The organism is Rhodanobacter sp. G1 (assembly GCF_055397855.1).
Genome location: NZ_AP039674.1, coordinates 251,129 through 277,296 on the forward strand (window position 1 = coordinate 251,129; position 26,168 = coordinate 277,296).

Consider the following 26,168-nt stretch of genomic DNA (forward strand, 5'->3'; position numbering starts at 1 on the left):
ATCCTGCCCTGCGAGTCCGTGAGGCGTGGCCGGGCTTTTCGGCCGGGCTCCTGCCCGGTCGAAAAGGCATCGCCATCCTTGGCGATGCCCGCTGCGCGGCCTGATCGTCCACGCCTCACCGCCGCCGAGGGGCCCCGGGTAAAGCGGCGTGCTCCTGCGCGCAGAAGCAATGGCCAGGGCGAGGTCGGAGCTGGAGCGGTCTGGCGGGGATTCAATCCAGCTCACGCAACCAGTGCTTCAGCGCCTCGTCGTCCGCCGCCAGCGGCGCCGCGCTGGCCGAGCGTTGCAGCATCGCGGCCAGCGCGGACGGCACGCCGACGGCGTGGCCGACCAGCGGCTCCACCACCTGCTCGAACTTCGCGGGGTGCGCGGTGGCAACCACCGCCCACGGCCGGTCGTCGCCCTGTTCGCGCAGGCGGTCGAGGCGGTGCAGGGCGGTGGCGGTGTGCGGGCAGAACGTCTCGCCGTGCTCGCGGGCGTGCGCCGCGACGGTACGGCGGATGGCGGCGTCGTCCACGCTTTCGGCCTGCAGGGTGCGGCGCAGTGCGGCGTCGTCGCCGAACGTCCAGCGCAGGCGCTCGAAGTTGCTGGGCGCGCCCACGTCCATCGCGTTGGCGAGCGTGGCAACGGCTTCGCGCGGCGCGTAGTCGTGGCCGGCGAAGAACTCGGGCAAGGTGGCGTTGGCGTTGCAGGCCAGCCGCACCTCGCCCAGCGGCAGGCCCATCGCGCGCACCCACAGGCAGGCCAGCGCGTTGCCGAGATTGCCGGTGGGCACGATGAAGTTCAGCGGCTCGCCGCGTTCGCGCCAGAACGCCAACGCGGCGTGCGCGTAGTAGCTCATTTGCGGCAGCAGGCGGCCGAGGCTGATGCTGTTGGCGGAACTGAGCGGGACGGCGCGCTGTAGCTCGGCATCGTTGAGCGCGGCTTTCACCATGCGCTGGCAGTCGTCGAAGCGTCCCGCCACGCGCAGCGCCTGCACGTTGCCGCCGAAGCAGCCGAGCTGGTGCGCCTGGCGCGGCGAGACCAGGCCGTCGGGATACAGGATCGCGACACGCACATTCGAATCCGGCACGCCCGGCTGATGATGGAAGGCCGCGCCCACCGCCGCGCCGGTATCGCCCGAGGTGGCGACCAGGATGGTGAGCGGCCGCGCATCCGTGCGCGGCAGCCGGCGCAGGCAGGCGGCGAGGAAGCGCGCGCCCACGTCCTTGAACGCGGCGGTGGGGCCGTGGAACAACTCCAGCACCTGCGCGTCGCGGTAGGGCAGCGCACGCAGCGGTACCGGGAAATCCAGCGCCTCGGCGCAGATCGCGGGCAATTCGGCGGCCAGCGCATCGCCCGCGAAGAACGGCGCGAGCAGGGTGGCGGCGGTGTCGGCCAACGCGCCATGCGGATCGAAGTCCGCGGGTGTGAGCGTCGGCAACCGCTCCGGCACGTACAGGCCGCCATCAGGCGCCAGCCCCGCGGCGATGGCCTCGCCCAGCGTGGCGGCGGGCGCGCGGCCGCGCGTGCTGAGATAGCGCAGCGAACCGCTCATGCCGCCACCTCGTCGTCCACCAATGCCGCCGCCGGCCCATCGATCGGCGCGACGAACGCATCGCTGTCCAACCCGGCTTCGGCGAACGCCGCGCGCATCGCCACGGCAGCCGCCTCCGCTTCGGCGCGATGTTCGAACCAGCCGAACACGCTGGGCCCGCCGCCGGAGATGCTGGAGCCCAGCGCGCGGTGATCCAGCGCGGCCTGCTTCACGCGGGCGAAGTTGGGCACCAGCGGCGCGCGGCGTGGTTCCACCAGCACGTCCTTGAGGCCGTCGCGCACCAGCGCGACGTCGCCGCGGAAGCAGCCGGCCAGCAGCAGCGAGAGGTTCGCGCTCTGCGCCACGAACTCGCCCAGCGCGTAGTCGCCGGCCAGCGCGGCGCGCGCCTTGCGCGTCTCCAGCACGAAGTGCGGATGCACCAGCGCGCAATGCCAGCCGGCCGGCACCGGGATGCGCAGCAGCCGGTCGTGCGTGGACAGCGCCAGGCCGCCCAGCAGCTGCGGGCCCACGTTGTCGCCGTGGCGGCCGCCGCTGGCCACCGCCTCGCCGTCCATTGCGAAGCCGTACAGCGCCTCGCGCGGCAGCGGCTGTTCCAGCAGCGCGTTCGCCGCCACCAGCGCGGCCACGCAGGAGGCCGCCGAGCCGGCCATGCCCGAGCCCAGCGCGATGCCCTTGTGCAGCACGAGTTCGAAGCCGTGGCGCAGCCCTAGCGCTTGGCGCAGCGCGAGCAGGGCGGCGCCCGCGGTGTTGTGCTGCGCGTCCAGCGGCAGTTCGTGCGTGGTGCCGTGGATCGCCGCGATGCGCACGACGGGTTCGTCGATGCGGCGCACTTCGGCGCGGTCGCCGGCGCCGGCCATGCTGTGGCCGAGGATGTCGAAGCCCACGCCGACGTTGCCGACGCAGGCGGGCGCGAACGCGGTGGCGCGGACGCGGCGGTGGGCGGGACGGGACGACGAGGTGTTCATGGGTTCCTGCAACAGGGTGGGGGCGTTCATGCGCGCGGCTCCAGCGACTCGGCGATGCGCAGCAGGTCGGCGAACACGCCGGCCGCGGTCACTTCCGGCCCGGCGCCGGGGCCTTGCACGAGCAGGGGATTGTCGCAGTAACGGCGCGTGCGGAACTGCACCACGTTGTCGGTGAGCCGCGTGTGCGCGAACGGGTGGGTGGCGGGCAGCATGGCGAGCCGCACGCTGGCGCGGCCGTGGCGGTCGAGGCTGGCCACGTGGCGCAGCACGCCGCCGCGGGTGTGCACCTCGGCGAGCCGGGTGGCCATCGGTGCGTCGAGCTCGTGCAGGCGCTGCATGCATTCGTCCAGGGGCAGGGCGGCCAGCGCGGGCGGCACCAGGCTTTCCACCTCCACCTGATCCAGCGACAGCGGCCAGCCGGCCTCGCGCGCGAGGATCACCAGCTTGCGCGCCACGTCGAGGCCGGACAGATCCTCGCGCGGGTCGGGCTCGGTGTAGCCCAGCGCATGCGCCTCGCGCACCAGCGCGGAGAACGGCTGCTGGCCGTCGTGGCGGTTGCACAGCCAGGCCAGCGTGCCGGAGAACATGCCGTCCACGGCGAGCAGCTCGTCGCCGGTGTCGAGTAGGTCGCGCAGCGTCTGCACTACTGGCAGCCCGGCGCAGACGGTGGCCTCGTAGCGGAAGCGCGCGCCCTGCGCGCAGGCAGCGCGGATCGCGTGCCAGTGTTCCAGCGGGCCGCTGCCGGCCAGCTTGTTCGGTGTCACCACGTGCAGGCCGGCGGCCAGCCAGCGCGGGTAGTGTGCGGCCACCGCCGCGCTGGCGCTGCAATCGACCAGCAGCGTGTGCTGGTCGCCCGTGCCGCGCACGTGCGCGGCGAAGGCGTCGAGGTCGCTGGGCCGCCAGGTCTGCGCGCCGGCGTGGCGGCCGTTGAGCTCGGCGTCGTCGCAGTCCAGCCACATGCGCTGGCGCGCCACCACGCCGCGGAGCTTCAGTTCCAGCGCGCGTTCGTGCAGCAGCCGCGGTTGCGCCGCGCGCAGCTGATCCAGCAGCGCGCCGCCGACCCGGCCGGGGCCGATCAGGCCCACCGCCAGCGAGCGCGTGCGCGTGGTTCGCGCCGGCAGGGCGAAGGCGCGCGGCGGCGGGTTCGGGTGTTTGGCGAGCGGCAAGGCACAGGTGTTCACGTTGACCTCCGGTGGAGGCCCGTCTCGCCTGGCGGTTCGGCTGCGCCGGCCCGCCTCAGTGAGGGCGGGCCGTTGCGTAAAGGGTTACTCGCGCACGGACGCCCACCGGTGGCCGATGGTACCGGTACCGGTGGTAATGATCGTGGCGATGATGGTTGCGGCGATGCCGCCCGCGGCCAGCGGCGTCCGCCCGGCGATGGCCGGGGTCGGGAACGTGCGTGCTGGCGCGAAGGTGGGCGACATGGTTTCGAGACTAGAGGGCGCTTTGCGGGGATGTCAACAGGTTTTTTGGAATATGCGTCGATTCGGTGCGGACGGACGTCTGGACGTCCAGACGTCCGTGGTGTTTCTTCATTCTCTCTTGCCGAATGCTTTTATGAGCCCCGGCCCCTCACCCCAACCCTCTCCCCGGAGGGGAGAGGGGGTCAGTGTGAGAGGTCGATGGCGTATACAGCCGTGCCGTCACCGTTGTCCTTGAGCTGGCGCACGCCGGCCAGGCCGTCCGCCTGCGCCACGCCCTGCTTGCCGGCGGCGGAGGTGAAGGTGACCGGGCCGGCGGTCTTCAGCGGCGCGAAGCGCCACGAACGGGCGGGCAGGTCGCGGGCGGCGATCTCGCGGTGCTGTCTGATCCATTGCGCCACGATCTCGCGCGTGCCGTCGGGCGCGGCCAGCACGATGTTGCTGCCGTCCAGTCCGGGGAAATGGCCGCCGCCGCTGGCGCGGTAGTTGTTGGTCACCACGACGAAGGGCTGGTCGGGCTTGACCGGCTGGCCGTCGAAGCTGAGCGAGACGATGCGCTGGCCCTTGGGCTTGGACACGTCGATCACGTACTGGATGCCGCCCTGGATCTGGTCGAAGTTGAAGCCGGGGTAGTGGCTGTCGAGCAGAGGCTGCGCGCCGGTCTTCGCCGGGTCGATGCGGTTGAAGCGCGCGGCGGATTGTTCCAGCCAGGCCTTCACGCCGGCGCCGTCGGTCTTCACCGCGGTGAGCGTGTTCGGATAGAAGTAGAGATCCGCCGCGCTGCGCAGGGTGAGCGGGCCGGGCGCCACGTCGGTGTAGTCGTCGGGGCCGCCGAAGCCGGTGCGGAACGCGGCGGCGGCGGAGAGCACCGGCACCTTGGCGAGTTCGGGATGCAGGCGCGGCAGTTCGGCGCGCACGTAGTCGCGCTGTGCCGCGTTGACCACGGCGAGCGCGCTCATGTCGCCCTCGTCGGCGAAGTAGCTGGACAGCCGCACGTCGCTGCGGCCGATCGGCGTGTTCACGTAGGCCACCGCGGCCTGCTGCGCCTTCGCCACCAGCGGCGCGATGGCGGGATCGGGCGCCACGCAGCTGGCGTTGTCGCCGGCCTTGGCGCAGATCGGCCGCACTTCGCTGTGTGTCTGCTGCTTGTCGATGTTCCAGCGGCCGCCCTGGTAATCCAGCGCCAGCTCGACCACGCCCAGATCCTTGCCGAAGAAATTGCCCATCACCGCGGGCACGCCGCGCACGAAGCCGCGTACGTCGTCCACATCCCGCATGTGCGCGAAGCGCGGGCCGGGGAATTCGGTGTGCATGTGGCCGAGCAGCAGCACGTCGATGCCGGGCACGCCGGCGAGGTACCAGCCGGCGTTCTCCATCGCGGGCGTGTACGGCGCGGTGTCGAGGCCGCCGTGCACCAGCGCCACCACCAGGTCGGGATGCTGCGCCCGGATCTGCGGCAGGTATTTCCGCGCCGCTTCCACCACGCCGTCCACGGTGACCTTGCCTTCGAGGTTGCGCTTGTCCCACGCCATGATCGGCGGCGGCGTGAAGCCGATGATCGCCACGCGCAGCGGCTCGCTCTGCGTCTTGCCGCCGGGCAGCGTCACGGCGATGTCCTTGGTCACCATCGTCCACGGGCGGAAGATCGGCTTGCCGTCGCGCGCGCTGTCCACGTTCGCCAGCACCAGCGGGAAGTGCGGGCCGTCGCAGCGCGCGCGCGTGCCGCCGGCCACGTCCATCGGCGTGCCGGTGACCTGCGAGAGCCAGCCCAGCCCGTAGTTGAACTCGTGGTTGCCGATGGTGCCGCCGTCGTAGCCCACCGCGTCCATCGCGCGGTAGACCGCCAGTTCCTGGCCGCAGGGCATCTTCTGCACCTGCGCCTGCCAGTCGGCCAGCACGGTGCCCTGGATGGTGTCGCCGCTGTCGAACAGGAAGTTGTTGGGGAACTGCCTGCGCGCCTCGGCGATCAGCGTGGCGGTGCGATCGAAGCCCAGCGTGGGATCGGCCTTCTGCTTGTAGTAGTCGTAGCCGAGGACGTTGGAATGGACGTCGGTGGTTTCCAGGATCGCCACGGTGGCGTGCGCGCCGTCGGGCAGGGTGGCGGCCTGCAGCGGCAGGGCGCAGGCGGCGAGCAAGGCGGCAGCGAGCAGGGAGCGGATGGCGTGATGCGAAGGCATGGCGTGGCAACCGGGGAGGGGAATGCGCAAGTCTTGCGCGAATGCCGCCGAAAATCTGCATGGGGCGAGGCCCCTTGTGAGGAGTGCGGCCATGGATGGCCGCCCGTGTGATCTTCGCGATCATGGATGATCGCAAAGCAAAAGCAATTGACACTTGCGCGTTGCAGCACCAGAATGCGCGGGCCGGTACGGCGCGCAACAGCAAGCCGGACGGCACCCTGTCCTGACTAACCAAGGCATATGGACGTTTACCCTAGTCGCAACGTCGACATCCGCTCGCATCGGGTGCCGGCAATGCATAACAAGCTGAACGCCTGCGGCAACCGCCAGCGGTCGGCCGGTACTTTCCTCGACTAGGAAACGCCGGCCCATCCCCGACGGCGCCGCGCGCCGTCACCGAGGAGATGGGCCCATGAAGCTCCTTCGCGATTTCTTCCGCCTGCGGACTCCCCGCCGCAGCCTGTCCGTCGCACGCCGCGATGCGCGCCGTCGTGTCTACGTGGTGACCGTGCCGGCGCCGTTGGCCGCGCCGGCCGCCGAGCCGCAGCGCATGGTCGAGGCGCGCATTGCCGCGCCGTTGTCGTCATCGTGTCATCTGCAGCTGGCATCCAGTCACTGATGCGCGCGTGCGCGTCCCGCAGGTGCTGGCCTCCGCCAGTGCGGCGGAGACGCGGTTCGTGTCCGGCGGCCGGCCTGGCTGCCGCGAGCAATCTCCCCGGCGTTCCGCCCAGCTAGCCCGGCCCTGTGCCGACACGCTGCCGCGGCGCGGATCATCACGAAAAACGGTAGCGACCCATGAGCAAGCCCTTCTCCCGCCCCACCGCCAAGGCGTCGGCGCCGGCAACGGCGCACGTGCCGGCGGCGCAGGAAGCGTTCCGCGGCAACGAGGCCCTGCTGGCCGCGCTGGAGACTTCCGTCCACGGCCTGGACGAAGAGAGCATCACCGAACGCCTGCACCGCGACGGCGCCAACGAGGTGTCGCACGAGAAGCCGCCGCACTGGTCGCTGCAGCTGCTGCGCGCGTTCAAGAACCCGTTCATCGTGGTGCTGCTGGTGCTGGCCGGCGTGCAGCTCGCCACCGACGACAGCGACCTCACCGGGCCGATCATCATCGCGGTGATGGTGGGCATCAGCGTGCTGCTGAGCTTCACCCAGGAATACCGTTCCTCGCGTGCCGCCGAGAAGCTGAAGGCGATGGTGCGCAACACCGCCACGGTGACGCGGCAGGCTTCCGACGGCCACAGCGAGCAGATCGAGGTGCCGGTGGGCGAGCTGGTGGTGGGCGACATCGTGCACCTGGGCGCGGGCGACATGGTGCCCGCCGACCTGCGCCTGCTCACGGCCAAGGATCTGTTCATCAGCCAGGCCATCCTCACCGGCGAATCGCTGCCGGTGGAGAAGGCCGCGCCCACGCATGCGCAGGCCGCCGGCACGGCGGGCAATCCGCTCGACCTGCCCACCGTCTGCTACATGGGCACCAACGTGATCTCCGGCACCGCCAGCGCGGTGGTGGTGGCGACGGGTGCGCGCACCTACCTGGGTTCGCTGGCGCACAGCATGACCGGCCAGCGCGTGCAGACGAGCTTCGACCGCGGCGTGAACTCGGTGAGCTGGCTGCTGATCCGCTTCATGGCGGTGATGGTGCCGGTGGTGTTCGTCATCAACGGCCTGGACAAGCACAACTGGACCGAGGCGTTCCTGTTCGCGCTGTCGGTGGCGGTGGGCCTCACGCCGGAGATGCTGCCGCTGATCGTCACCGCCAACCTCGCCAAGGGCGCGCTGGCGATGTCCAAGCGCAAGGTGGTGGTGAAGCGGCTCAACGCGATCCAGAACTTCGGCGCGATGGACGTGCTGTGCACCGACAAGACCGGCACGCTGACGCTGGACAAGATCGTGCTGGAGCGCCACCTCGACCTCGACGGCGAGGAGAGCGACGAGGCGCTGGAATACGGCTACCTCAACAGCCGCTTCCAGACCGGCCTGAAGAACCTGATGGACAAGGCGGTGCTGGAGCACCGCGACCTGGAGCCGATGGCCGCGCGCTACCGCGTGGTGGACGAGATCCCGTTCGACTTCCAGCGCCGGCGCATGTCGGTGGTGGTGGCGAACGGCGGCGGCGAGCACCTGCTGATCTGCAAGGGCGCGGTGGAGGAGATGCTGGCGATCTGCGCCCACGCGCAGGTCGGCGGCGTGGTGGAGGCCATGACCGACGAACGCCGCCGCGAGATCAAGGCGATGACGCGCAAGCTCAACGAGGACGGCCTGCGCGTGCTGGTGGTGGCAGTGCGCCGCGAGCCGGCCGCCGAGCGCGCGTGGAGCGTGGCCGACGAGAGCGGGCTCACCGCGGTGGGCTGCCTCGCCTTCCTCGACCCGCCGAAGGACTCCGCCGCCACCGCGATCGCCGCGCTGCACGCGCATGGCGTCGAGGTGAAGGTGATCACCGGCGACAACGAGGCGGTGACGCGCAAGATCTGCCGCGAGGTGGGGCTGGACGTCACGCATTCGGTGCAGGGCCGCGACATCGAGCCGCTGGACGAGGGCGCGCTGGACGAACTGGTGAAGCGCACCACGGTGTTCGCCAAGATGTCGCCGCTGCAGAAGGCGCGCGTGGTGAAGTCGCTGCAGCGCCAGGGCCACACCGTGGGCTTCCTCGGCGACGGCATCAACGATGCGCCGGCGCTGCACGACGCCGACGTCGGCATCTCGGTGGACACCGCCACCGACATCGCCAAGGAATCGGCCGACATCATTCTTCTTGAGAAGAACCTGATGGTGCTGGAGGAAGGCGTGCTGGAAGGGCGCGTCACCTTCGGCAACATCATCAAGTACATCAAGATGACCGCCAGCTCGAACTTCGGCAACATGTTCAGCGTGCTGGTGGCGAGCGCGTTCCTGCCGTTCCTGCCGATGCTGCCGCTGCAGATCCTGGTGCTGAACCTGCTGTACGACATCTCGCAGCTGTCGATCCCGTTCGACCGCATGGACGACGAATACCTGCGCAAGCCGCGCAAGTGGGACGCCAGCGACATCGGCCGCTTCATGGTGTGGATCGGCCCGGTCAGCTCGATCTTCGACATGACCACGTTCTGGCTGATGTGGCACGTGTTCGGCGCGAACGGGCCGGCGCACCAGGCGCTGTTCCAGAGCGGCTGGTTCATCGAGAGCCTGCTCACGCAGACCCTGATCGTGCACATGATCCGCACGCGGCGCATCCCGTTCCTGCAGAGTGCGGCGGCGGCGCCGGTGCTGGGGCTCACCACCGCGATCATCGCCATCGGCATGCTGATCCCGTACACCGGGCTGGGCGCGAAGATCGGCATGCTGCCGCTGCCGGGGGCGTACTTCGGCTGGGTGGCGGCCACCGTGCTGACCTACTGTGCGCTGACCCAGCTGGTGAAGCTGATCTACATGCGCCGTTACGGGCGCTGGCTCTAGCCAGGAGGGCTTCATGCGCAAGCAGATGCCTCTCGTTGCCGCGTCGGCGACGCTGGGGCTGGCATCGTGCACCTCGCATGCCGGCGCCAGCCTGCTGGTGGACGATGATGGACGTGCCGGGCGGACGCGACCGCGACGGTCGTTGGCTGACCCTGGGGTTGAACTGGTCGCCGGGCGACCGTTGAGGTTCAGTCGTCGCTGCCGATGCGCTGGCGGCGATGGCGCCACCACAGCCAGGCCATGCACAGCAGCGCGAGGCACAGCAGGAACCACATGCTGTTCTGGCCGCGCTGCATCCACTTCATCAGCCACACGTGGTTGTCGGCGCCGAAATAGCCCAGGTACACCCACACCGGCACGCTGATCAGGGCGGCGATGCCGTCGATCAGCAGGAAGCGCAGCAGCGATACCTGCCGCGTGGCGCCGGCGGTGGCGTAGATGGTGGTGCGCATGCCGGGCAGGAAACGGGCGGCGAACAGCACGCGGTTGCCGTAGCGCGCGAACTTGTGCCGCACCACCTCGTAGCGTTCCGGCGTGAGCACGCGCGCCACCCAGCGCCATTTCAGCATGCGCGCGCCGTAATGGTGGCCAAGCATGAACACGGTGGCGTCGCCCAGCAGCACGCCGGCCATGCACAGCGCGAACATCGCGTGCACGTTGGCGTAGCCCAGCCCCGCGATCACGCCGCCGGCGACCAGGGTGACGTCCTCCGGCAGCGGCAGGCCGAGGCCGCAGATGGTCAGCGCGATCCACACCGCGATGTAGCCGTTCTCGGCGAAGATCGTGACCAGTCGTTCAAGCAGATCCATCGGCGTCCCTGCGGGGCGTGCAGCATGCGTCACGGCATGATCCCATACACGCCTGCGACAAGCTTTCCGCAATGCGGCGTTCGGGCGGCATGCGTGCTCAGTCCGGTGTGGCAGCAGGCCGCACGCGCGCGGCCAGCAGCTCGCGCAGCTCGGTCTTTTCGGCGTCGTCCAGCGGACCGCTGCGCATCTTCGCGTGCAGCGCCTCGCGGCGCAGCGCCACGGCCTGCTCGTCCATGCGCGCCAGCGCTTCCATGAACTCGATGCGCTGCGCTTCCGGTTCGCCCACCACGGCGGCGGCCACCAGCTTTTGCAGCGCGGGGTATTCCGCGCGCTCGGCGAAGTGTTCCACCAGCAGCGCGGGGTTGATGCCGGGGCGGCTGCGCGCGACGTCGAGCAGTTCGGCGAGCAGGCCCACGCCGGGCTTGTCCAACCGCAGGAAGCGGTAGGGCTTCTCCACCTGGTCGGCCATGCCGGGCTGGGCCAGCAGCAGGGCGATGGCGCTGCGCACCAGTGAGCGCTGCGCGGCCACCGGCCGTTGCGCCTGTGCCGCGGGTTGCGCCGCGAGGCGCGCGCTGGCGCCGCTGCGCCGCTCCAGCTCCTGCGCCATCAGGTCGCGGAAGGCGCCGTCGGGCAGTCGGGCGATCAGCGGGCGTGCGCGTTCGGCGAGCCGGGCGCGGCCGTCGAGGCTGGCCATGTCCACGTCGTGCGACAGCTCGTCGAAGAAATAGTCGGAGAGCGGCGTGGCGTTCTTCAGGCGCTGCTCGAAGCCGTCCTTGCCTTCCTTGCGCACCAGCGTGTCGGGATCCTCGCCCTCGGGCAGGAACAGGAAGTACGCCTGCCGCCCGTCGCGCAGCCGCGGCAGCGCCGCGTCCAGCGCCTTCCACGCGGCGGCGCGGCCGGCGCGGTCGCCGTCGAAGCAGAACACCACGTCGGGCGCGGCGCGGAACAGCAGCTCGGTGTGCTCGGGCGTGGTGGCGGTGCCCAGCGTGGCGACCGCAATGGGCAGACCGGCCTGGTGCAGCGCGATCACGTCCATGTAGCCCTCCACCACCACGATGCGCTGCAGGTTCGCGTTGGCCTGCTTCACCTGCCACAGCGCGAACAGCTCGCGGCCCTTGTGGAACAGCGGAGTTTCCGGCGAGTTGAGGTACTTCGGGGAGCTTTTTTCAGGAGTGCGGGCAGGGATGCCCGCTTCTTGATCTTCGCGCGAAGGACTCGCGCTCGAAGAACCACTCAGCACCCGGCCACCGAACGCGATCACGCGCCCGCGGCGGTCGAGGATGGGGAACATCAGCCGCTCGCGGAAGCGGTCGTACTTGCTGCCGCGCTCGCCGGTGGAAACCATGCCGGCCTCGCCGAGCAGCTCCATCCGCCGCGGCGTGTTGCCCAGCGCCTTGGTCACGCCGTCGTAGCCGGCCGGCGCCCAGCCGAGGCGGAAGCGCGCGATGGTGTCCGCGTCCAGCCCGCGCTTCTTGCAGTACGCCTGCGCCTCGGCGCTGCGCGGCAGCTGCTGCTGGTACCAGCAGCAGCTGGCGTCGAGCAGGGCGTAGAGGTCGGTCTTGTCCTCGCGCGGGCGGTCGTCGCGACCGCCTTCGCGCGGCACGGTGAGGCCCACCGACTGCGCCAGTTCCTCCACCGCGTCGGGGAATTCCAGCCGCTCGTAGTCCATCAGGAACTTGATCGCGCTGCCGTGCGCGCCGCAGCCGAAGCAGTGGAAGAACTGCTTGGCGGGGCTGACGTAGAACGACGGCGTGCGCTCGTCGTGGAACGGACAGCACGCCGTCCACTCGCGCCCGGCTTTCTTCAGCGGCACGCGCCGCTCGATCACGTCGACGATGTCGACGCGGGCGAGCAGTTCGTCGATGAAGCTGTCGGGGATCAGTCCGCGCATAGATCGCCTAGTTTAGGCCATGGGGGCACAGCGGCCACGCAGGGGTGGCGAGGCGGCCAATCCGCGCGGTGGAGCGCGGCGGCACCTGCGGCGCTGGTTAGGATGGGGCGAGGCTTCGGCGGGGAGACGATGATGGCGGATATTCCGGCGGTGCGCTTTCGCGCGGCCACGGCGCAGGACGCGGCGGTCGCGGTGCCGCTGATCCACAGTTCCGGCCCTGCCGCGTTCGACTACGTGTTCGCGTTGCCGAGGCGCAGCACGGCGCAGGAATTCCTGCATCGCGCGTTCGCCGATGGCGTGGGCGAATTCGGCTGGCGCAACCATATCGTGGGCGAGCTGGAAGGCGTGGTGGTGGCGACCGGTGCGGGCTTCGGCGGCGAGGCGGCGCTGGCGTTCACGCTGGCGGCGGCGCGGCAGATCCTCGCGCACTATGGCCTGCGCCACGGGCCCGGCGTGATCGCGCGCGGGCTCAGGGTGGAACGGGTGATCCCGCCGCCCGCGCGCGGCATGCACTACCTCGCGCACCTTGGCGTGTCGCCCATCCTGCGCGGGCAGGGCATCGGGCGGGCCTTGATCGACGAGCTGATCCGCCGTGGCGTGCAGGCGGGCCGTAGCCGCATGGTGCTGGACGTGGCCGCCAGCAACCCGCGCGCGCAGGCGCTGTACGAACGATCAGGCTTCGCGGTGACGGAAGAGCGCCGCTCCGTGCTGGCCAATGCGCAGGGCGCGGTGCCGGATCACCGGCGGATGGAGCGCGTGGTGGGCTAGGCCATTCTCCCTCTCCCCTGTGGGGAGAGGGTTGGGGTGAGGGGCCAATCTCGCGGCGGCCCTTCATCAGTGCGTGCTTCGATCAGGGGTGCCGCGAGCACCCGCCCCTCATCCCGGCCTTCTCCCCAAAGGGGAGAAGGGGCGAACGGGCCAGGCGGGGGTGCCTCCAGGCGTCACAGGATGTGGAACACCCCGATCACGGCCAGCACGGCGATCAGGAACAGGATCAGGAAGACCGCGAACAGGAACTTGGCGATGGTGGCGGCTACGCCGGAAATGCCGCGGAAACCGAGCAGGCCGGTGACCAGCGAGATGATGGCGAAGATGATGGCCCACTTGAGCATGCGTTCCTCCTGCGGCCGTCGATGGGCCGCGTGCGAAAGGGCGCCGGACGACGGATGCCCCGGCCCCTCCGCTTGTAGCAATGCGCTTGTGAACGCGAGGCGTCCGGAGGACGTGCCGTCGCCAGGTCAGCCGGCCAGCTTCGCCTTGATCAGCGCCGAGACCTTGCCCATGTCGGCGCGGCCGGCGGCCTTCTCCTTCACCGCGGCCACCACCTTGCCCATATCGCGCGGCGAGCTGGCGCCGGTGGCGGCGATGGCCTCGGCGATCAGCGCGTCCAGTTCGGCGTCGTCGAGCTGGGCGGGCAGGTAGGCCTCGATCACCGCCATCTCGGCGCGCTCGACCTCGGCGAGATCTTCGCGATGGCCGGCGACGTACTGGCTTACCGAGTCCTTGCGCTGCTTGAGCATCTTCTCCAGCACGGCCAGGGTCTGGGCATCGTCCAGCTCGATGCGCTCGTCCACCTCGCGCTGCTTGACCGCGGCGAGAACCAGCCGGATCACGCCGAGGCGGTGCTTGTCGCCGCCGCGCATGGCGGTTTTCATGTCGTCGGTGAGTTGCTGCTTGAGCGTCATGGCGAGCGTTCCGGTGGATGGATTCGGTATTTTACGGAAACGACAAAACCGGCGCTGCCTTGCGGCAACGCCGGTGAGTCGAATCCGGATGCGGGCGGCGGCAGCGGGAAGTCGCGCCAGCCGCGTGTTCCAGCCTGCGCGGCGCGATGGCGCCGCGGCAAGCTCAGTACAGCCGGGTCTTGCGCGAGACGTCGCGCGACAGGCGGCGCAGGTGACGCTTCACCGCGGCGGCGCGCTTGCGCTTGCGCTCCTGGGTCGGCTTTTCGTAGAACTCGCGCTTGCGGGTTTCGGCCAGGACGCCGGCCTTTTCGCAGGTACGCTTGAAACGACGCAGCGCGACTTCGAACGGCTCGTTCTCGCGGACTTTGACGTTGGGCATGGATACTCCGGGTGTTAATCTGTCCCGAATCCGGGACTGTGAATACGGCGAGCCGCGAAGTATACCGTGCCTGACGAGAATTTTTCAAAGCCCCAGCCGACGGCCGAAACCCGCCTGCCCGTGACGGGCAAGCCGGTGCTGGGCATCGAATCCTCCTGTGACGAGACCGGCGTGGCGATCCTGCGCTGGGAGCCGGAGGCGCCGGGCAAGGGCCTGCTGGCCCATGCCCTGTACAGCCAGGTCAAGCTGCACGCCGACTACGGCGGCGTGGTGCCGGAGCTGGCCAGCCGCGACCACGTGCGCAAGCTGCTGCCGCTGGTGCGCGAGGCGCTGGCCGAAGCCGGGATGACGCCGGCCGACCTCGGCGGCGTGGCCTACACCGCCGGCCCCGGCCTGGTCGGCGCCTTGTTGGTGGGCGCGGCGGCGGGCCGCGCGCTGGCCTGGGCGCTGGGCGTGCCGGCCGTGGGTGTCCACCACATGGAAGGCCACCTGCTGGCGCCCCTGCTGGAGGACGACCCGCCCAAGCCGCCGTTCGTGGCCCTGCTGGTGTCCGGCGGCCATTCGCTGCTGGTCGAGGTGAAGGCCATCGGCGAATACACCATCCTCGGCGACACGCTGGACGACGCCGCCGGCGAGGCCTTCGACAAGACCGCCAAGCTGATGGGCCTGCCGTACCCCGGCGGCCCGGCGCTGGCCAAGCTGGCCGAGCAGGGCCGGCCCGGCGCGTTCCGCTTCTCGCGGCCGATGACCGACCGGCCGGGGCTGGATTTCAGCTTCTCCGGGCTGAAGACGCAGGTGCTGCTGGCCTGGCAGCAATCCGACCGGGGCGAACAGACACGCGCCGACATCGCCCGCGCGTTCGAGGAAGCCATCGTCGATACCCTGGTCATCAAGTGCCGCCGCGCGCTGCAAGCGGCCGGCGCCGGGCGGCTGGTGATCGCCGGCGGCGTGGGCGCCAACCGGCGCCTGCGCGCGGAACTGGCCGCGGCGGGCGAGAAGGACGGCTTCCGCACCTATTTCCCGCGCCTCGCGTTCTGCACCGACAACGGCGCGATGATCGCGCTGGCCGGCGCGATCCGCCTGGCCAGCGGCCAGCATCAGAGCGAGGCGGTCGAGGTGCGTCCGCGCTGGAACCTGGAAGAGCTGCCGCCGGCCTAGTCGACGATGTTCCGGCCGGACGCCCGATGCATGTGATCCATTGCGCTACGCCGGATCGGTCGGCCACGAGGTACATCCACGCATGATCCAGTCCTACGAAATCCTTCTCCGATTGTTGCTGGCCGCCGTCCTGGGCGGGGTGATCGGTGTCAACCGGGGCAGGCTGGAATGGGCGGCGGGGTTGCGCACGCACATGTTGGTGAGCGTGGGGGCGGCGCTGGCGATCATCGTCTCGGCGTTCGGTTTCGCCGACGTGCTGACCCGGCCGGACGTGGTGCTCGACCCCTCGCGCATCGCCGCGCAGGTCATCAGCGGTGTGGGCTTCCTCGGCGCGGGCACCATCCTGTTCCTGCAGCGCGAGCAGGTGATCCGCGGACTCACCACGGCCGCGGGCCTGTGGGCGGTTTCGGCGATCGGGCTGGCCGCCGGCAGCGGGCTGTACTTCGCGGCGGTCGCGGCCACCGCGGTGATCTGGGTGATTCTTGCCCTGCTCAAGCCGATCGAGCGGCGCTTCGTCCAGTCGAGGAACCGGCGCCCGCGGGTGACCGTGCGGCTCGGTGGCGTGCCGGCGCTGTCGGCGGTGGAGGCGGTGCTGGCGCGGCATCACCTGCCCACGTTCAAGATCATCCTCCGCCGCCAGGAAACCGGCGAGGATGTCGTCGACATCCTGTTCCAGCGTTCGGTGCAGGCCGGCCAACTGGCGGCGCTGGCGGATGGCATGCGGCAGATCGAGGGGCTGCGTTCCGTGTCGTTCGATCCGCCGGGCGCGGATCGAACGGCGGCGGGATGAGCAGGGTGCCCGCCCCGGCGGCGGAGCGCGTTCACCATTGCGTGCGATCGGGCAGCAGGCCCTTCAGCTCCGCATCGGTGAGGTTGCGCCATTGGCCGGGCTTCAGGTGGCCGAGTTTCACATTGACGATGCGCACGCGGCGCAGCTGGGTGACGCGGTAGCCGAACGCGGCCGCCATCAGGCGGATCTGCCGGTTCAGGCCCTGGGTGAGCACGATGCTGAAGCCGAACTTGGCGATCTTGCGCGTGCGGCAGGGCCTGGTCATCTGGCCGTGGATGCGCACGCCTTTCGCCATGCCGGCGAGGAATTCGTCGGTGACGGCCTTGTTCACCGCCACCAGGTATTCCTTCTCGTGGTGGTTCTCCGCGCGCAGGATCTCGTTGACGATGTCGCCGTTGCTGGTGAGCAGGATCAGCCCTTCCGAATCCTTGTCCAGCCGGCCGATCGGGAAGATGCGTTGCGGGTGGTCGACGAAGTCGACGATGTTGTCCTTCACCGTGGAGTCGGTGGTGCAGGTGATGCCCACCGGCTTGTTCAGCGCGATGTAGACGGCCCTCTTGGCGGCCGGCGTGGCGGCGAGCACGCGTGCCTTGACGAGCTCGCCGTCCACGCGCACCTCGTCGCCCTCCAGCGCCTTGGCGCCGGTGCCGACGACCTCGCCGTTGATGGTGACGCGGCCGGCCGCGAGCCACTCGTCCGCCTCGCGGCGAGAGCACAGGCCGGCTTCGCTGATGTACTTGTTGACGCGCATGGATGGAATGTTTCCGAAACCTTCAATGCCGTCATTCCGGCGCAGGCCGGAATCCAGTGCCCTGGTGCATGGAAAGGCGCTGGATCCCAGCCTTCGCCGGGATGACGACCAAGAGCATTACGACCGCAGGCCCACGCCGCGCTTGAGCAACTGCAGCGCGAACGCACTGAGCCCCGCCACGAAGCCCAGCATCACCACGAACGCCACGCCCACGTGCACGTCGCTGATGCCGAGCACGCCGTAGCGGAACGCGTTGACCATGTACAGGATGGGATTGATCCGCGAGATCGCCTGCCACGGCTCGCCCAGCATCTGGATCGAATAGAACACGCCGCCGAGGTAGGTGAGCGGGGTGAGGATGAAGGTGGGCACCAGGGCGATGTCGTCGAACTTCTTCGCGTACACCGCGTTGACGAAGCCGGCCAGCGAGAAGATCACCGAACCCAGCAGCACCGAGGCGAAGGTGATCAGCGGGTGCGCGATGTGCAGCGAGGTGAAGAACAGCGCGATGCCCAGCACCAGCACGCCCACCGCGAGGCCGCGCACCACCGCGCCGGTTACGTAGCCGGCGAGGATCACCCAGTTCGGCATCGGCGACACCAGCATCTCCTCCACCGCGCGGCTGAACTTGGCGCCGAAGAACGAGCTGGAGATGTTGCCGTAGCTGTTGGTGATGATGCTCATCATCACCAGGCCCGGCACGATGTACTGCATGTAGGTGAGACCGCCCTGGATGGTGCCGATGCGGCTGCCGATCAGCTTGCCGAAGATCACGAAGTACAGCGTCATGGTGATCGCCGGCGGGATCAGCGTCTGCGTCCAGATGCGCAGGATGCGCACGATCTCGCGGCGCACGATGGTGTTGAGGGCGACCAGGTTGGCCGATGCGTTGCTCATGCGGCCTGCTCCTGCCCGTTGCGGCCCGGCTCTTGCCGGCCATGCTCCACCAGTCGCACGAACAGCTCCTCCAGCCGGTTGGTCTTGTTGCGCATCGAAGTCACCGTGATGCCGTGCGCGGTCAGTGCCGAGAACAGCGAATTGAGGTCGTGGGTGCGCGCCATCTCCGCCTCCAGCGTGTGCTCGTCCACGCGGCGCAGCGCCACGCCCGGCAGCGCGGGCAGTTCGCCCGGCACGTCCGCCACGTCGAACACGAAGGTCTCCACGTCGAGCTTGGACAGCAGCCGCTTCATCGTGGTGTTCTCCACGATGGTGCCGTGGTCGATGATCGCGATGTTGCGGCACAGCTGCTCGGCTTCCTCCAGGTAGTGCGTGGTGAGGATCACCGTGGTGCCGGCCGCGTTGATGCCGCTGACGAACTGCCACATCGAGCGGCGGATCTCGATGTCCACGCCCGCGGTGGGCTCGTCGAGGATCAGCAGCTTCGGCTCGTTCATCATCGCGCGGGCGATCATCAGGCGCCGCTTCATGCCGCCGGAGAGCGTGCGCGCCTGGTGCTGCGCCTTGTCCCACAGGCGCAGCTCTTTCAGGTATTTCTCCGCGCGTTCCATCGCGATCCTGCGCGGGATGCCGTAGAAGCCCGCCTCGTTCACGCAGATGTCGAACGGCTTCTCGAACTGGTTGAAGTTGATCTCCTGCGGCACCAGGCCGATCAGGCGCATCGCCTCGTTGCGCTGCCGGTTGACCGAGACGCCGAACACCTGCGCATCGCCACTGCTGGAATTCACCAGCGAGGAAAGGATGCCGATCAGGGTGGACTTGCCGGCGCCGTTGGGGCCGAGCAGGGCGAAGAAGTCGCCGGGCTGCACGGTCAGCGAGACGCCCTTGAGGGCCTCCACGCCGTTGCCGTAGGTCTTGCGCAGGTTGTCGACGACGAGTGCGGGAACGGGGCTCATGGGCTGCACGGGAGTGGGCGAGCCTCTTATTATAGCGGGCCAACCTTCGCCGCCCCGCGCCGCCGGGCGCACGCACCGTTTCCCGGAACCATCCATGGCCGACCATTTCCAGCTACGCCTCGCCGACAGCCGCATGCTGGCGCCCACCGTGCGCCACCTCGCGTTCGAGCGCGTGGACGGCCAGCCGCTGGCCTTCGTGCCGGGGCAGTTCCTGCAGATTCACTTCCACTACGACGACGGCACGCCCACCAAGCGCAGCTATTCGGTGGGCACCGTGGGCGACGGCTCCTCTCCGGGCGTACCTGTCGAAGTCGGGCGCATCGAGATCGCGGTGAGCTACGTCGAAGGCGGCGCGGCCACCAAACTGCTGGGCGAGCTACCTATCGGCGGCATCATCGACGCCAGCGGCCCCTACGGCCGCTTCTGCCTGCAGGCCGGCGACGTGCACCCGCGCTACCTGCTGCTCGCCACCGGCACCGGCGTCACCCCGTACCGCGCGATGCTGCCGCAGTTCGAGAAGCTGCTGGCGCAGGGCGGCCGCGAAGTGGTGCTGTTGTACGGCGCGCGCAACGAAACCGAGCTGCTCTACGGCGAGGAGTTCGAGGCCTTCGCGCAAAGCCATCCCGGCTTCAGCTTCCACGGCTGCCTCAGCCGCCAGCCGCGCGCCGTGCCGCGCACCTCGGATCGCAGCGGCCACGTGCAGGACGTGCTGGCCGAGCTGACCCCGCACGAAGGCCGCGACATCGCTTACCTCTGCGGCAACCCCAACATGGTCGATGCCGCCTTCAACGCCTTGAAGGAATACGGCCTGCCGGTGCCGCAGATCCGCCGCGAGAAGTACATCTCGTCGCGCTGAGCTGTGCGTGCCACGAGGGAGTCATGGCAATGTTTCCGGAGTTGAGTGGATCAAGGTTCCGATGAGGCCGCAGCGAACCGCTGCGGATCACCTTGATAGCCAGATAGGCATCTGGCGTGACGGCATTGCTTCAATGAGGCCGCAGCGAATCGCTGCGGATCACTTTTGCGATGCCATTGGCATGCGATTGCGTCATTCCGCTTCAATGAGGCCGCAGCGAATCGCTGCGGATCACAGCGTGACAAGGATGCACCGTGGAAAGAGCGCGAGTGGCTTCAATGAGGCCGCAGCGAATCGCTGCGGATCACGCAGCTACGCGACACAAAAGGGGCTCGCCTGGTGACGCTTCAATGAGGCCGCAGCGAATCGCTGCGGATCACCGTTGTTTGTTGTTGGGCTTTTGTTTCGCGTTCCAGCTTCAATGAGGCCGCAGCGAATCGCTGCGGATCACGCCGTCTGAGGCCGCCGCAGCAGCCGAGGGCAAGCGTGCTTCAATGAGGCCGCAGCGAATCGCTGCGGATCACTTCTTTGCGTCCCATCCATTGAGGATTACGGAATCGGGCTTCAATGAGGCCGCAGCGAATCGCTGCGGATCACCGTTACTCATTCGCTATCACACTCCGAGCATGAAAGTGCTTCAATGAGGCCGCAGCGAATCGCTGCGGATCACAAGCTGGCCTACAGGTCTCACGCGGGTGCTTCTCCGGCTTCAATGAGGCCGCAGCGAATCGCTGCGGATCACTCTGATATGCCTGCCTGTAATCCGTTTGCGTGCCCAAGCTTCAATGAGGCCGCAGCGAATCGCTGCGGATCACGCGGTAGGCGATGGCGCGGTCGTTGTACAGCGAGGGCTTCAATGAGGCCGCAGCGAATCGCTGCGGATCACCTGGGCGGCACGCAGGCGGCCGGCTGGATGACCCAGCTTCAATGAGGCCGCAGCGAATCGCTGCGGATCACGCTTGCGCTGGGCGATCGAGAGACGGATGAGATCCTCGCTTCAATGAGGCCGCAGCGAATCGCTGCGGATCACCGGTCAGGTGATCTTCAACACCGATCTCATGACCAAGCTTCAATGAGGCCGCAGCGAATCGCTGCGGATCACGGGCGGGCTACTACGTATGGATGACTGGCAGCACCGCTTCAATGAGGCCGCAGCGAATCGCTGCGGATCACAAAGGAACAGCTTTCGCGCGAGCCTAAGCCTCTTCCGGCTTCAATGAGGCCGCAGCGAATCGCTGCGGATCACGAGTAGACAGCCGTGTACGAGCAAGTGTCACCGTCGCTTCAATGAGGCCGCAGCGAATCGCTGCGGATCACCCATCACGCTGGGCAATCGCCTCGGTATCTTGCAGGCTTCAATGAGGCCGCAGCGAATCGCTGCGGATCACCTGAATGGGCGGGACTGGGCCTTTACCGAGCTTGAAGCTTCAATGAGGCCGCAGCGAATCGCTGCGGATCACGATATTCCGCTGCCGTCAAAAGACCCGCATCTGCGAGCTTCAATGAGGCCGCAGCGAATCGCTGCGGATCACACTGTCGATCAACGAATATCGGGATAACCAAACTCTCGCTTCAATGAGGCCGCAGCGAATCGCTGCGGATCACACGACGACGGCGTGGCCGCCACGCAACAGGCCGCCGAGCTTCAATGAGGCCGCAGCGAATCGCTGCGGATCACGCGCCAACGAGTACGGCGTGAGCCTGGGCGGCCAGGCTTCAATGAGGCCGCAGCGAATCGCTGCGGATCACAGCACCGCTTTGTCATTATCAATTTCTTGACTGCGGCTTCAATGAGGCCGCAGCGAATCGCTGCGGATCACCTCGCGTCTATCCTCAATACGACACATCGACTTTGGCTTCAATGAGGCCGCAGCGAATCGCTGCGGATCACATGGTCAGCGTCACCACCGACACCAGCATGCTGTCGCTTCAATGAGGCCGCAGCGAATCGCTGCGGATCACCGGGGAGCGCCGTGCATCTATTGCCGGGGAGGGAGGCTTCAATGAGGCCGCAGCGAATCGCTGCGGATCACCATGGGCACGTCCACGTCGATCAGGCGGACATGGCCGCTTCAATGAGGCCGCAGCGAATCGCTGCGGATCACCGCCAGTCGCTCCAGTTGTTGCCGCCGTCACTGGAGGCTTCAATGAGGCCGCAGCGAATCGCTGCGGATCACCAAAGGTGAGGGAAAGCTGCTGCATGAGAAGTCCTGCTTCAATGAGGCCGCAGCGAATCGCTGCGGATCACATGGTAGGGAATGCTTAGTAGGCATGCCGAACGGTTGCTTCAATGAGGCCGCAGCGAATCGCTGCGGATCACACATGGCATTCCCCGAAAGGCAGCCTATTTCCTATGGCTTCAATGAGGCCGCAGCGAATCGCTGCGGATCACCGACGTCAGGGTCTGTTTCCTCGGCAGGATTTCCTGGCTTCAATGAGGCCGCAGCGAATCGCTGCGGATCACCAATGGAAGACTTTTCATCGCTGTTCACAGAGTTGGCTTCAATGAGGCCGCAGCGAATCGCTGCGGATCACCGACTCACTTGGCTGGCCTCACGGATCAAGTGTCAGTGGCTTCAATGAGGCCGCAGCGAATCGCTGCGGATCACCAGAGGGCCTCGCGGCTCTCTGGATTTATGCGGTCTGCTTCAATGAGGCCGCAGCGAATCGCTGCGGATCACGTCCGGCATCGGGTACTTGCGCGCGCCAGGCATGCCGCTTCAATGAGGCCGCAGCGAATCGCTGCGGATCACACGACTCAGACACCCCACTCACGGAGAACAACATGAGGCTTCAATGAGGCCGCAGCGAATCGCTGCGGATCACCCAGACCAGATCGATTCGCCTGTCGCGGTGAGCATCTGCTTCAATGAGGCCGCAGCGAATCGCTGCGGATCACCACCACCACGCAGGGCATGCGCGCATGGGCGAAGGTCGCTTCAATGAGGCCGCAGCGAATCGCTGCGGATCACGGACTTCCCACGATGATGTGAGACGAGGCGCAGCCAGGCTTCAATGAGGCCGCAGCGAATCGCTGCGGATCACGGCGGGTACGGCCTGCCGCAGTGCCGAGTGTGCAGTGCTTCAATGAGGCCGCAGCGAATCGCTGCGGATCACGTGTCCTTGAGCTGCGCCTGATACTGGGCGAAGTAGCTTCAATGAGGCCGCAGCGAATCGCTGCGGATCACCTGCAAGACCTGGAGAAAGCGCTGCACTACCTTGAGCTTCAATGAGGCCGCAGCGAATCGCTGCGGATCACCACACGCATTCATGACTCACGATTGATGATGGGCGAGCTTCAATGAGGCCGCAGCGAATCGCTGCGGATCACACTCGACAACAACTCCCACCCCATGGCAATCGTCCTGGCTTCAATGAGGCCGCAGCGAATCGCTGCGGATCACGTGGACGGCCGTGCCACTTCATCAGCGAGGCCAACGGAGCTTCAATGAGGCCGCAGCGAATCGCTGCGGATCACTCTCGTCGCAATCAGGTGGCGCACTTACCTGCGGAGTGCTTCAATGAGGCCGCAGCGAATCGCTGCGGATCACCGGTTCCTGCGATGGCAGTGAATGAGATGGTTTCCATGCTTCAATGAGGCCGCAGCGAATCGCTGCGGATCACGGACGACCTGGCATGTGATCATAATCTCGCTCCGTCTGCTTCAATGAGGCCGCAGCGAATCGCTGCGGATCACGCACGATGAAGTGAACGTGCTTAGCCCCCATCAGGCGCTTCAATGAGGCCGCAGCGAATCGCTGCGGATCACCTCGCTATCGGAGAGAATAGACATGGAGTGTCCTTGCTTCAATGAGGCCGCAGCGAATCGCTGCGGATCACAACTGGCCGCGATCTGGATCGCGAGCGTGCAACGTGGCTTCAATGAGGCCGCAGCGAATCGCTGCGGATCACCGGCAAGCTCGACATGGCGCCATCGAAGCTCACCGAGCTTCAATGAGGCCGCAGCGAATCGCTGCGGATCACCTCCCCTGCACGGGCTGCACGCGCGCCGCCATCGCGCTTCAATGAGGCCGCAGCGAATCGCTGCGGATCACAGTCGGATTACTCGCCCGACGAGACGGACATGACCCGCTTCAATGAGGCCGCAGCGAATCGCTGCGGATCACACCGGGAGCGTAGAGGGTGGTGTCGGGGGCTTCGATCGCTTCAATGAGGCCGCAGCGAATCGCTGCGGATCACAAACGCGCCCGATGGGAAAGGTGCGCGGCATGGAGGCTTCAATGAGGCCGCAGCGAATCGCTGCGGATCACATGGCCGCGCGCTACCTGCAGGACAGCAGCACGCTGCTTCAATGAGGCCGCAGCGAATCGCTGCGGATCACGCATCCGGATCAAGCCGATTCGCAACTTTGCTGCGGTGCTTCAATGAGGCCGCAGCGAATCGCTGCGGATCACGCTCAATCGCGACGGCGAAGGGCACAGGCCTGCGCTGCTTCAATGAGGCCGCAGCGAATCGCTGCGGATCACGTTTTCTAAGACACATCGGTATGGCCACCGAGATCTTGCTTCAATGAGGCCGCAGCGAATCGCTGCGGATCACCTCCAGGAGCTCCTCAGAGGCTTTCTCCAGTGAGCCAGTGCTTCAATGAGGCCGCAGCGAATCGCTGCGGATCACTCGAGGTAACCGAAGCACCGTCCAAGTCGACGGTGCTTCAATGAGGCCGCAGCGAATCGCTGCGGATCACCATGAAACCGATGGCCTTGGTGGTCAGGGTAGCTTCGCTTCAATGAGGCCGCAGCGAATCGCTGCGGATCACAGGCACTGCTCGCGGATCGCCTGCCACGCAGTCCAGGCTTCAATGAGGCCGCAGCGAATCGCTGCGGATCACGCTGCAGTTCCTCGCCACGCCTTCCGCCACGGTGCCGCTTCAATGAGGCCGCAGCGAATCGCTGCGGATCACACGCTCGGCGACGTTGGCATTGTGCATCTGTTCTTCGCTTCAATGAGGCCGCAGCGAATCGCTGCGGATCACCTAGCAATAGAGGGGTGACGTATTTTCCTGCGCCATTGCTTCAATGAGGCCGCAGCGAATCGCTGCGGATCACCTTCGGTATGTTTAATAACAATGCTCTCGATGGCCTCGCTTCAATGAGGCCGCAGCGAATCGCTGCGGATCACGAAGTCGGCCAGGTGATCATCAATTCCGCGAAAGTGGCTTCAATGAGGCCGCAGCGAATCGCTGCGGATCACGCCGTATGGGCCTGGCGCGCGCCGCGCTCGCGGGCGCTTCAATGAGGCCGCAGCGAATCGCTGCGGATCACGCTGGTTCAACGTGGACATCGCATACAACCCACGCGCGCTTCAATGAGGCCGCAGCGAATCGCTGCGGATCACCCAGCGATAAACTTGCCCAGCAACGGCGCACTGCCCGGCTTCAATGAGGCCGCAGCGAATCGCTGCGGATCACCGCCGCTGCCAGCCCGAGAATCCGATGCGCCTGTTCATGCTTCAATGAGGCCGCAGCGAATCGCTGCGGATCACTGGAATCGCCATGGCCGAGCTGACCACCGAGCATCGGCTTCAATGAGGCCGCAGCGAATCGCTGCGGATCACCTCGCGCGACCCCGAGGCCGTGCAGATCCGCATCAGCTTCAATGAGGCCGCAGCGAATCGCTGCGGATCACCTGGCAGACGTGTTCGACAGCTCGCTTTTGCTCACCGCTTCAATGAGGCCGCAGCGAATCGCTGCGGATCACGTCTCGCCCTTGCGATGGTGGCGGCGCGCATACGAGCTTCAATGAGGCCGCAGCGAATCGCTGCGGATCACACATGCAGGACAGTACCAACATCACGGCCGGCGCGAAGCTTCAATGAGGCCGCAGCGAATCGCTGCGGATCACATCATGCAGAACGCACAGAAGCAATACACCGCCCAGGAGCTTCAATGAGGCCGCAGCGAATCGCTGCGGATCACAGCCCATGCCTAAGCGGCGGTTTGGCGGACTGTTTTTACTTGGGATGCGAGCGCTGAAAAAGATAGCATGCAACCTGCCCAGTCGTCTGCAGGTTGGGGCGTGGGAGGTGCATGGATGTGGCTGATTTTCAAAGAACTTCGTGGCGCGAGCGCTGGCCGGCTTTTCAGGCATTGCTGCAGCGCTCGCAGCAATGGGGCGAAGTGGAATGGGGCGACTATACGATGATCGGTTCGCGTGCGACGGGTTCGAACTTGTCGCCCAGGCTGACGACCCTTGGTTGCACCTTGTCGGCGGGGCCGAGGTCGATGATCAGCAAGGCATCCACGCGGCGATTGATGGCTCCGTCCAGCAGTTGCACCAACTCTGCGTGGCGACGGCGGCTCAGCCGGCACTGGAAGACGGAAAGCTGGAGCCATTCGCCGAAACCCTTCATCAGCTTGAAGACACGACGCCAGCGTTTGTCGTCACGGATATCGTAGGTCACCAGGTACAGATGTTCGTCCATCGCCATCTCGCGGTTTGCGA

General features: G+C 67.4%; 21 protein-coding genes and 1 CRISPR repeat array. Of the genes, 7 read left to right on the forward strand and 14 right to left on the reverse strand.

Translation table 11 applies throughout. The annotated features are described in order from the left end of the window. Positions 1 to 211 precede the first annotated feature (211 nt). From thrC to ACZ5Z2_RS01010, 5 genes are all read right to left on the reverse strand, one after another. Positions 212 to 1,537, reverse strand: a complete 1,326-nt coding sequence (gene thrC / locus ACZ5Z2_RS00990; RefSeq protein WP_464760115.1) for a threonine synthase — start codon at positions 1,535 to 1,537, stop codon at positions 212 to 214. Further along, positions 1,534 to 2,502, reverse strand: coding sequence for a homoserine kinase (locus tag ACZ5Z2_RS00995; RefSeq protein ID WP_464761640.1), 969 nt, complete (start codon positions 2,500 to 2,502; stop codon positions 1,534 to 1,536). Before ACZ5Z2_RS00995 ends, thrC begins: the two co-directional genes overlap by 4 nt. Before the next feature lie 26 nt (positions 2,503 to 2,528). Next, positions 2,529 to 3,683: a homoserine dehydrogenase family protein gene (locus ACZ5Z2_RS01000; protein ID WP_464760116.1), complete on the reverse strand. Its 1,155-nt coding sequence runs from the start codon at positions 3,681 to 3,683 to the stop codon at positions 2,529 to 2,531. 84 nt (positions 3,684 to 3,767) lie between these two features. Next, entirely contained in the window at positions 3,768 to 3,926 is a 159-nt protein-coding gene (locus tag ACZ5Z2_RS01005; RefSeq protein WP_464760117.1) for a hypothetical protein, read from the reverse strand. A 182-nt stretch (positions 3,927 to 4,108) separates the two neighbouring features. Continuing rightward, a complete protein-coding gene (locus tag ACZ5Z2_RS01010) occupies positions 4,109 to 6,100 on the reverse strand; it encodes a bifunctional 2',3'-cyclic-nucleotide 2'-phosphodiesterase/3'-nucleotidase (RefSeq protein ID WP_464760118.1) in 1,992 nt (663 codons plus the stop codon). Between the two features lie 95 nt (positions 6,101 to 6,195). On the opposite strand from ACZ5Z2_RS01010, the gene ACZ5Z2_RS01015 reads away from it, so the two are divergent. The 3 genes from ACZ5Z2_RS01015 to mgtA all read left to right on the forward strand — a co-directional run bounded on the left by ACZ5Z2_RS01015 (position 6,196) and on the right by mgtA (position 9,535). Further along, complete coding sequence (locus ACZ5Z2_RS01015; protein WP_464760119.1) at positions 6,196 to 6,327, forward strand: hypothetical protein; 132 nt, start codon at positions 6,196 to 6,198, stop codon at positions 6,325 to 6,327. Positions 6,328 to 6,512: 185 nt separating this feature from the next. Further along, positions 6,513 to 6,719 (forward strand): hypothetical protein, encoded by a 207-nt coding sequence (locus ACZ5Z2_RS01020; protein WP_464760120.1) that lies wholly within the window; start codon positions 6,513 to 6,515, stop codon positions 6,717 to 6,719. A 176-nt stretch (positions 6,720 to 6,895) separates the two neighbouring features. Beyond that, positions 6,896 to 9,535: a magnesium-translocating P-type ATPase gene (gene mgtA, locus ACZ5Z2_RS01025; RefSeq protein ID WP_464760121.1), complete on the forward strand. Its 2,640-nt coding sequence runs from the start codon at positions 6,896 to 6,898 to the stop codon at positions 9,533 to 9,535. Between the two features lie 188 nt (positions 9,536 to 9,723). On the opposite strand, the gene ACZ5Z2_RS01030 is transcribed toward mgtA, so the two are convergent. Both ACZ5Z2_RS01030 and ACZ5Z2_RS01035 read right to left on the reverse strand, forming a co-directional pair. Further along, complete coding sequence (locus ACZ5Z2_RS01030) at positions 9,724 to 10,344, reverse strand: DedA family protein (RefSeq protein ID WP_464760122.1); 621 nt, start codon at positions 10,342 to 10,344, stop codon at positions 9,724 to 9,726. A 97-nt stretch (positions 10,345 to 10,441) separates the two neighbouring features. Continuing rightward, positions 10,442 to 12,235, reverse strand: coding sequence for a DNA primase (locus ACZ5Z2_RS01035; RefSeq protein ID WP_464760123.1), 1,794 nt, complete (start codon positions 12,233 to 12,235; stop codon positions 10,442 to 10,444). A gap of 132 nt (positions 12,236 to 12,367) precedes the next feature. Between ACZ5Z2_RS01035 and ACZ5Z2_RS01040 the strand changes: the two genes are divergently transcribed. Next, the gene (locus ACZ5Z2_RS01040) at positions 12,368 to 13,003 is read left to right on the forward strand and encodes a GNAT family N-acetyltransferase (protein ID WP_464760124.1); all 636 of its coding nucleotides are present in this window, start codon (positions 12,368 to 12,370) and stop codon (positions 13,001 to 13,003) included. A 173-nt stretch (positions 13,004 to 13,176) separates the two neighbouring features. Here the strand turns inward: ACZ5Z2_RS01040 and ACZ5Z2_RS01045 are convergent, their stop codons facing one another. The 3 genes from ACZ5Z2_RS01045 to rpsU form a co-directional block, all read right to left on the reverse strand. Further along, positions 13,177 to 13,347: a DUF1328 domain-containing protein gene (locus tag ACZ5Z2_RS01045; RefSeq protein ID WP_464760125.1), complete on the reverse strand. Its 171-nt coding sequence runs from the start codon at positions 13,345 to 13,347 to the stop codon at positions 13,177 to 13,179. Between the two features lie 126 nt (positions 13,348 to 13,473). Beyond that, a complete protein-coding gene (locus ACZ5Z2_RS01050; protein WP_464760126.1) occupies positions 13,474 to 13,920 on the reverse strand; it encodes a GatB/YqeY domain-containing protein in 447 nt (148 codons plus the stop codon). Positions 13,921 to 14,083: 163 nt separating this feature from the next. After that, on the reverse strand, positions 14,084 to 14,299 hold the full coding sequence (rpsU, locus tag ACZ5Z2_RS01055; RefSeq protein WP_192107573.1) for a 30S ribosomal protein S21: 216 nt from the start codon (positions 14,297 to 14,299) through the stop codon (positions 14,084 to 14,086). 135 nt (positions 14,300 to 14,434) lie between these two features. On the opposite strand from rpsU, the gene tsaD reads away from it, so the two are divergent. Together tsaD and ACZ5Z2_RS01065 are read left to right on the forward strand one after the other, a co-directional pair. After that, complete coding sequence (gene tsaD, locus ACZ5Z2_RS01060) at positions 14,435 to 15,457, forward strand: tRNA (adenosine(37)-N6)-threonylcarbamoyltransferase complex transferase subunit TsaD (protein WP_464761641.1); 1,023 nt, start codon at positions 14,435 to 14,437, stop codon at positions 15,455 to 15,457. 82 nt (positions 15,458 to 15,539) lie between these two features. After that, entirely contained in the window at positions 15,540 to 16,247 is a 708-nt protein-coding gene (locus ACZ5Z2_RS01065) for an MgtC/SapB family protein (RefSeq protein WP_464760127.1), read from the forward strand. 31 nt (positions 16,248 to 16,278) lie between these two features. Here the strand turns inward: ACZ5Z2_RS01065 and ACZ5Z2_RS01070 are convergent, their stop codons facing one another. The 3 genes from ACZ5Z2_RS01070 to ACZ5Z2_RS01080 form a co-directional block, all read right to left on the reverse strand. Beyond that, positions 16,279 to 16,998 carry a pseudouridine synthase gene (locus ACZ5Z2_RS01070; protein ID WP_464760128.1) on the reverse strand — a complete coding sequence of 240 codons (720 nt, stop codon included), beginning with the start codon at positions 16,996 to 16,998 and terminating at the stop codon, positions 16,279 to 16,281. Between the two features lie 117 nt (positions 16,999 to 17,115). Next, entirely contained in the window at positions 17,116 to 17,895 is a 780-nt protein-coding gene (locus tag ACZ5Z2_RS01075) for an ABC transporter permease (protein ID WP_464760129.1), read from the reverse strand. Next, the gene (locus ACZ5Z2_RS01080) at positions 17,892 to 18,851 is read right to left on the reverse strand and encodes an ABC transporter ATP-binding protein (RefSeq protein ID WP_464760130.1); all 960 of its coding nucleotides are present in this window, start codon (positions 18,849 to 18,851) and stop codon (positions 17,892 to 17,894) included. Before ACZ5Z2_RS01080 ends, ACZ5Z2_RS01075 begins: the two co-directional genes overlap by 4 nt. A gap of 94 nt (positions 18,852 to 18,945) precedes the next feature. Between ACZ5Z2_RS01080 and ACZ5Z2_RS01085 the strand changes: the two genes are divergently transcribed. Continuing rightward, positions 18,946 to 19,707 (forward strand): FAD-binding oxidoreductase, encoded by a 762-nt coding sequence (locus ACZ5Z2_RS01085; RefSeq protein ID WP_464760131.1) that lies wholly within the window; start codon positions 18,946 to 18,948, stop codon positions 19,705 to 19,707. A 55-nt stretch (positions 19,708 to 19,762) separates the two neighbouring features. Further along, positions 19,763 to 25,642: direct repeats of the CRISPR family, unit length 36 nt; unit sequence GCTTCAATGAGGCCGCAGCGAATCGCTGCGGATCAC. A 215-nt stretch (positions 25,643 to 25,857) separates the two neighbouring features. On the opposite strand, the gene cas2 is transcribed toward ACZ5Z2_RS01085, so the two are convergent. Next, positions 25,858 to 26,148 carry a CRISPR-associated endonuclease Cas2 gene (gene cas2, locus ACZ5Z2_RS01090; protein WP_464760132.1) on the reverse strand — a complete coding sequence of 97 codons (291 nt, stop codon included), beginning with the start codon at positions 26,146 to 26,148 and terminating at the stop codon, positions 25,858 to 25,860. Positions 26,149 to 26,168 lie beyond the last annotated feature (20 nt).